The 7,124-nt window shown below is 73.0% G+C and carries 5 protein-coding genes and 1 pseudogene; 5 read left to right on the top strand and 1 reads right to left on the bottom strand.

Annotated elements, in window-relative coordinates:
* The first annotated feature begins 487 nt into the window (after positions 1-487).
* Positions 488-2,269, top strand: a complete 1,782-nt coding sequence (gene treZ, locus AC08ON_RS02430; protein WP_476606227.1) for a malto-oligosyltrehalose trehalohydrolase — start codon at positions 488-490, stop codon at positions 2,267-2,269.
* 296 nt (positions 2,270-2,565) lie between these two features.
* Here the strand turns inward: treZ and zapE are convergent, their stop codons facing one another.
* Entirely contained in the window at positions 2,566-3,744 is a 1,179-nt protein-coding gene (gene zapE / locus AC08ON_RS02425) for a cell division protein ZapE (protein WP_476606226.1), read from the bottom strand.
* 178 nt (positions 3,745-3,922) lie between these two features.
* Here zapE and AC08ON_RS02420 point away from each other — a divergent pair, with 178 nt between their 5' ends.
* The 4 genes and pseudogenes from AC08ON_RS02420 to AC08ON_RS02405 form a co-directional block, all read left to right on the top strand.
* Positions 3,923-4,786: a pyrimidine reductase family protein gene (locus AC08ON_RS02420; RefSeq protein WP_476606225.1), complete on the top strand. Its 864-nt coding sequence runs from the start codon at positions 3,923-3,925 to the stop codon at positions 4,784-4,786.
* 107 nt (positions 4,787-4,893) lie between these two features.
* A complete protein-coding gene (locus AC08ON_RS02415) occupies positions 4,894-5,175 on the top strand; it encodes a hypothetical protein (protein WP_476606224.1) in 282 nt (93 codons plus the stop codon).
* A 5-nt stretch (positions 5,176-5,180) separates the two neighbouring features.
* Positions 5,181-6,026, top strand: a complete 846-nt coding sequence (locus AC08ON_RS02410) for a hypothetical protein (protein ID WP_476606223.1) — start codon at positions 5,181-5,183, stop codon at positions 6,024-6,026.
* A 20-nt stretch (positions 6,027-6,046) separates the two neighbouring features.
* Positions 6,047-7,124 (top strand): annotated as a pseudogene (locus tag AC08ON_RS02405) (hypothetical protein); the annotation flags it as partial.

Genomic DNA, 7,124 nt, shown 5'->3' with positions numbered 1-7,124 from the left:
TCATGGCAAGACCCTGGTCCCAGGCTCCTGGCAAATGACATCGCGCACCGGCTCACGCCCGTCATGTTGCAGTCCCTCGTAAGGATCATGAGGACGTGTCGGCGGGGTAGGGGCGATGAGGGCCTCGCCCTCAACCTGCGGCGCTTCCATCACTGGTGCGAGTTGCGATCCCTCGTAGGGGCGATGAGGACCCGAAAATCAACGCGCAGGTGGGACGGCGTGTCGTAGGCCCGGCGGAGGGGCGGGAGTGCAGCGAACCTCCGATCGAACATCACGACAGCAAAATCATGGCATAACGGTGCAATACGATCAAGATGTGGAGGCATCGCGCGGCGGCTGCCCTCCCCTCCGGGGACTACCTCGCTGCCATCTCGGTGCCATCCGGCTCGGCATGCCGGGCAGCCGGGCGCCTTCGGCCGGGGACCGATGTCGTCACCATTGTCGCCGTCACGGCGTGTCCGACGGCTCTGGCAGGTAGACAAGACCGATGAGCACCCTGCGGCTGTGGGCCCCTGAGGCGAAGACGGTCAGCCTGGTCGTGGCGGGCTCCGCCGGCGACTCGACGCACGAGATGACCGCCGGGAAACGGGGGTGGTGGTGGGTCAACGTCCCGTCCGCGAAGCATGGCACGGACTACGCCTTCCTGCTCGACGACGGCAGCGAGGAGCTGCCCGACCCCCGATCGGCCTGGCAGCCGGGGCCACTGGGGGTTCACGGCCGGTCGCGGCTGGTTGACCACTCGACCTTCCCCTGGACCGACGGGACCTGGCGGGGCATCGCGCTGGCCGGCAGCGTGCTCTACGAGCTGCACGTCGGGACGTTCACCCCGGAGGGCACCTTCGACGCGGCCATCGGCAAGCTCGACCATCTCGTCGAGCTCGGCATCGACGCCATCGAACTGCTGCCGGTCAACGCCTTCCCGGGCCGGCACGGCTGGGGTTACGACGGCGTCGGTCTGTTCGCGGTGCACGAGCCCTACGGCGGCCCGGACGGGCTCAAGCGCTTCGTCGACGCCGCGCACGCTCGCGGCCTCGGCGTGATCATGGACGTCGTCTACAACCATCTCGGTCCGGACGGCAACTACCTCGGCCGCTTCGGCCCCTACTTCACCGACCGCTACAGCACTCCGTGGGGCCCCGCGGTCAACCTCGACGCCCCCGGCTCCGACGAGGTCCGCACGTTCATCATCGACAGCGCCCTGTCCTGGCTGCGCGACTACCACTGCGACGGGCTGCGTCTCGACGCCGTCCACGCCTTTCAGGACAGCCGGGCACTGCACCTGCTGGAGGAGATCGCCGAGGCGGTCCACCGGCTCGGCGCCCAGCTGCGCCGCCCGCTGTTCGCCCTCGCCGAGTCGGACCTCAACGACCCGAAGCTGGTCGCCGCACCCGAGGCCGGCGGGTACGGCCTGGACGGGCAGTGGTGCGACGACATCCATCACGCGCTGTGGGCAACCCTGTCCGGCGAACGGCAGGGGTACTACGGGGACTTCGGTTCGATCTCGACCCTCGCCCACGCGCTGACCAGTGGGTTCGTCCACGACGGCGGCTACTCGACGTTCCGCGGGCGCTCCCACGGCCGGCCGATCCCCCCGACCACGCCCGCCTACCGGTTCGTCACCTTCCTGCAGAACCACGACCAGATCGGCAACCGGGCCGCCGGCGACCGGGCGTCAGCCACGCTCAGCGACGGCCTGCTCCGGATCGGTGCGGCCCTGCTGCTCACCTCGGCGGTCACCCCGATGCTGTTCATGGGCGAGGAGTGGGGTGCCCGCACCCCGTGGCAGTACTTCACCGACCACACCGCCCCCGGGCTGGGGGACGCGGTGCGGGAGGGTCGGCGCGCCGAGTTCGCCGCCCACGGCTGGGAGCCGCAGGACGTTCCCGATCCCCAGGACCCGGCGACCTTCCAGCAGTCGAAACTCGACTGGTCCGAACCAAGCCGGGAGGGTCACTCCGACCTGCTGGACTGGCACCGCCGGCTGATCGCGCTGCGTCGCCGGCTGCCGGCGCTGACCGACCCGGCGTGGTCCTCGGTCGCGTGCACCTTCGACGAGGAGGCCCGCTGGCTGGTGGTCCGTCGCGGCGACGTGGCGATCGTCGTGAACCTGGCCGTCGAACGGCAGGCCGTCCCCCTCGACGGCGTCCCGTTCGACGCCCCGGCCGCATCCACCCACGGGTTCACTTACATGCCGGGACGGGTGGAACTCGACGGCGAGTCGGTCGTGATCATCCGCCTGCTCCCCCTGGCCGAGCCGACCGCTGGCTGACCCGTCCGCGCACCGGCCCTCAGCGCACCGGCCCTCAGCGCCGGGTGTGGTCCCTGGACAGCACGAAATAGAGTCCGCCCAGCACCGCCAGCCCCACCAACAACACCATGACGAGCAGCACGACGTAGGTTCCCATGCACCCATGGTCGCAGGCCTCGGCACGACCGCCAGCGGGTCGTCCACGCCCGGAACGGCGAACAGATACTCCGGCCTGGTCCGGCGTCCGGACCGCAGGCTCCGACACCCCACTCGGGTGCGGCGGCCGCACGTTCGGGCCGCGCACCCGGCCGGGTGCGTCAGCCGGGCAGCATCCCGGCGACGCGGCCCGCGGTGTCGTTCCCCGCCGCGGCGTCCCGGGCCAGCGCGCTCAGCCGGGACATGGCCCGCTGGTACTTCTTGCGATGCGGCCCGGCGAGCAGCTCCGCTCCGAACAGCTCCCCGAAGGGCACGCCGGAGGCCACGACCGGGATCGACCGGTCGTAGAGCCGGTCGGCGAGGACCACGACCCGCAACGCCACCGCCTGATCCTCGACCGGCACGACCCGGTGCAGGCAGACCAGGGTGACCCCGGCCACGAGCGCGCCGTACCGGGAGGGGTGCAGCCCGGCGAGGTGCTCGCACAGCGCGGCGAATCCGTCCTCGGTCGCCCCCTCCTCGGCAGCCGCCCGCGCGCCGACCTCGTCGTCGGTACACGGCGGGGGCGCGGCCGGAAGACCCCGGTGCCGATAGTCCTCCCCGTCCACCCGGAGTATGTCGAAGCTGGCCGCCAGACCCTGGATCTCACGGCGGAAGTCGGCGGCGGCGAACCGACCGGCACCGAGGTCCTCCGGCTGGGTGTTGCCCGTCGCGGCCAGGTGGACACCGGCCTCGACGAGCCGGGTCAGCAGGCTGGACACCAGCACCGTGTCGCCGGGATCGTCGAGCTCGAACTCGTCGATCGCGACCAGGCGCAGGCCCGCGAGGGCCCGCGCGGTCGCGGCGAATCCCAACGCGCCGACCAGGGAGGTCAGTTCTACGAACGTGCCATACGCCTTCGGACCGGGCACGGCGTGCCACAGCGAGGCGAGCAGGTGGGTCTTGCCGACGCCGAAGCCGCCGTCGAGGTACACCCCCGGCCGCATTCCGGACGGACCGGCGCTCCCGGAACGGCGCGGGCCCGATCCGAACGGACCCGATCCGGACGGACCCGACACCCCCGTCCCCCGGGTCAGGAGCCCGAACAGGCCGCCCTTCCCGGAACGGCCCGCATACCTGGAACGGCTGGAACGATCTGAACGGCTGGACCGCCCGGACGAGGCGGTCAACCGGTCGGCGAACGCGGACAGCGCCATGACCGCGGCGGCCTGGCTCGGCTCGGCCGGATCGGGCAGGTAGCCGGCGAACCGGACCGCGTCGAACCGGGGCGGCGGGACGAGCGCCGCGACCAGGTCCCCGGGCGGCACAATCGGCCGGCGATCGACGAGACGCTGCGCCACCCGCCCAGCGTACGGAGACGCCCGTACCCGTCGCCCCGGCCCGCGGTATCGCGGCCGACGTCACAACGACCGCGATACCACAACAGTTGATCGGCCCCGGGCCGGCCATGGGCTCGCCGCCGACCTGGGTTCGCCGCCGATCGGATGACCAGCACCGTCGCCCGTTACAGTCGGCCCGGTGCGACGTATCTTCCCGGTTCCACCCCCGTTCGCCGGTTCCGCGGGGGCCGCCGGGGCGGTGGCCTCCGGGAAGGCCGCAGCGACCACAGACGCCGCAGCGACCACAGACTCCACGGCCGCGGCGGGCGCCGGGCTCGCGAGGAAGGCCGTCGAGGACATCGAGGACATCGATCTCGACGAGGTGTACGCCTACCCCCCGTCCGCCGCGCATACCCCCTACACCCGGGCAAACTTCGTGGCCTCGGTCGATGGGGCCGCCGAGGTGGGCGGCCGCTCGGGCCCCCTGGGCGGGGAAGCCGACCTGCGGGTCTTCCGGTTGCTGCGCTGGCTCAGCGACGTGGTGCTGGTCGGTGCCGGCACCGCCCGGACGGAGAACTACGGGCCGGTGGTCATCCCGCCCGAACGGCGGGAGCGGCGCGTCGCCGCGGGGCTCGCGGCGGTGCCCCCGATCGCGGTCGTGACCGCGACGGCGGGCTTCGACCCGGGTGCCCGGCTGTTCCGCGGGGAGATCCGACCGGTGCTACTGACCTGCGAGACCGCGCCCCTCGATCGGCGCCGGCGGCTGGCGGCGGTCGCCGACATCGCGATCTGCGGCGGCAGCGCCGTTGAACCCGACCTCGCCGTCCGGGCCCTGGCGGAACGGGGAATGACCCGCATCCTCACCGAGGGCGGTCCGCTGCTGCACTCCCAGCTCGCCGCGGCGGGTCTCCTCGACGAGCTGTGCCTGACGATCGCCCCGGTACTGGCCGGACCGGGCCGACTCGGGATCATGAAAGGCGAGCCGTGGCCGGCACCGGCCGCGCTCACCCTGACCCAGATCCTCGCCGAGGACGACGTCCTGTTCCTGCGTTACCGGCGCTGAACCGGCACCGGCGTCATCCACAGTCGCGTCGCCGCGCGGGCGCGGGCGGGCGGGCCGCTGTTAGCGTCGCCACCGGTAAACCTGATCACGATCTGGGTGGTGTGCGCATGACGGTGCCCGAGGGACGTCGCGCGACGGTGGCCGTCGCCCTGGCCCAAGCCCGGCGTGCCCGGCTGGACGTAGCCGCCGCGCTGGAGCGGATCTCGGCGGTCGGTGCCGAGGCCTGGGAGGGTCGTCAGGCCGAGGTTTGGCAACGCCGGATGCGGCGGCTCGCGGCGGAGGCGGCCATGGCCCTCGATCGGTGCGTGCAGGCCTGCGAGACAGCGCTGCAGGTCCGCGAGACAGCGTTCGCCCCGGCCGGCCCCGGCGGGCCGCGGAAGGTCGGCTGACGCGCATGCCCGGACCAAGCGGCCGGGTGCTCGTCGACCCCGACCGGATGCGTGTGCTGGTGTCCAGCGTGACCGAGGCCGGGGATCTGCTGCGCTCCTGGTCCCGCTCCCTCGTCGCGGCGTTGACGGATGCCGGGTTGCCGCCCGCCCCGGCGGAACGGCTCGGCGCGCTGGAGGACGAAGTCAAGGCCGAGGTCACCATGCTGCGGCGCCGGCTGCGTCTCGCCGAGGGCGTCGACGACGGGATCGGCATCACGATCAGGCCGACATCCGCCCCGCTTCGGCGGCCGGTGCACCGCGAGGCGCCGGGCATTCCTGGTACCTCCGAGGCGCCCCGCACCTCCGAGCAGGCCGTGGCCGCCGGACGGGCGTTGGCGCACTCGCTGCGGGGGGACGCGCCGGACCGGCACGGATCAGGCCGGCACGGATCAGGCCGGGGCGGAACGGGCCGGGGCGGAACGGGCGGAAACGCCTCAGGCATGGTCACCCCGCGTGACGCGCTGACCGTGCTGCGGTCCCGGATGAACGACCCGGACTTCGTCCTGGGCTTTCACGACGCGCTGGGACCCGACGGGCTCGCGCGGCTGCTCTCCCGGGTGGAGGGACTGTCGCGGGGGCCGATGGTCCGCCGTCCACCCGAACCGCTCGGCTTCGACCGGCGGGATCCTCGGCGCCACCCTGGCCTCCTACAGCCACCGGCGAACTCTCGACGCCGCCTGGCTCGGTCGGTTCAACACCGCCGGGAGAACCGACACGGCCGAGACGGTCCTACTGACCCCCCTGCTCGCCTCGGCCCGCCTCGACAGCGCGCTGCTGGACCGGCTGGGCCGGATGGCCTTCGGACCGGGTGACCGGCCAGGTAACGGACCGGGTGACCGGCCAGGTAACGGACCCAGGTAACGGACCAGGTGATGCCACGGTCGCCCCGTCGGCGCCGCACGACGTCGGCCTGCTCGCCCCCGCCGTGGCCGGGCCCACGAGCCGGGGCCGACCGACCGTCACCGACTACCAGGGGGTGCTGCTGGACGCCATCGCCGCGACCCCGGCGCTGGCCGCCCGGTTCGCGGCGGACCACATCGACACCATCCTGCGCGGCGCGGCCGTGCTCGCCCTTCCGCTGCCGGTGGATCTCGCGACGGCCCGATCCCTGGAAGATGCCTGGATCCGGCTGGTGGCCGCGGCGGGAAGCCAGGAGAGCCGCCGTGCCGATCCGCGGGCCTCGGCCTCGTTCGTCTCCCGGCTGGCCGGGGCCGTGCAGGCGACCGGTGACCGGCCATTGCTCCTCCGGCTGCGGGCGGCCCTCGTCCCGGCGCTACGGACCTATCGGGACGAGCTCTACGACGCCATCACCGCCGTGGTCCCCGGTCCCACGGTGGACCCGCAGACCGGGGCCGCGGCGGCGCAGTCCGCCCTGGTCGAGCTGATCCCGCTCGAGGCGTGGGAGTCGCTGCTGCGGGAGTGCCTGCGCGGCGGGGCGCTGGCCGGTCTACTCGCCCAGGATGTCACGACCTACGGTCTTCATCTCGACGACCAGGTAGCCGCCTCGGTCCAGGGCTGGAAAACGGCCCCCGGCGGGTATTCGTCGAGCCCCCTGGCATTGGGCTACCTGCGGGTCGAACGCGCGCAGGCGTTCTTCGCCGGCGCCCTCGCCGATGCGACCGAGGCGGTGCTGCGCGAGCATGCCGACGCGGTCGGCGCCCACCGCCGGCAGCAGGCGGTGCTGCTCGACGTGCTCGGGGAGGTGGGCAAGTCCATCGATCCGACGAACCCACCGGGCACCTTCGTCCATCTGGGCGTCGGGGTCACCGTGGAGATGATCGAGGCCTGGATCCGGGCCCGTTACAGCGACCTGCCGATCACCCACCCCGCCCAAGTCGTCGCGGACCTGCGGGGCGCCTCCCGGGTCCTGCCCGGCTGGGCGGCGGCCTACGAGACCAGCGCCCGCCGGC

Source organism: Frankia sp. CoWAU3 (assembly GCF_977971855.1).
The sequence above is the reverse complement of the archived record's forward strand: the minus strand, read 5'-3'. Positions and strand labels throughout refer to the sequence as shown.

Bases quoted from the DNA above. Each gene is read 5' to 3' on its own strand.
- treZ (WP_476606227.1), top strand. From the start codon at position 488: ATGAGCACCCTGCGGCTGTGGGCCCCTGAGGCGAAGACGGTCAGCCTG.
- AC08ON_RS02415 (WP_476606224.1), top strand. From the start codon at position 4,894: ATGACGGTGCCCGAGGGACGTCGCGCGACGGTGGCCGTCGCCCTGGCC.
- AC08ON_RS02410 (WP_476606223.1), top strand. From the start codon at position 5,181: ATGCCCGGACCAAGCGGCCGGGTGCTCGTCGACCCCGACCGGATGCGT.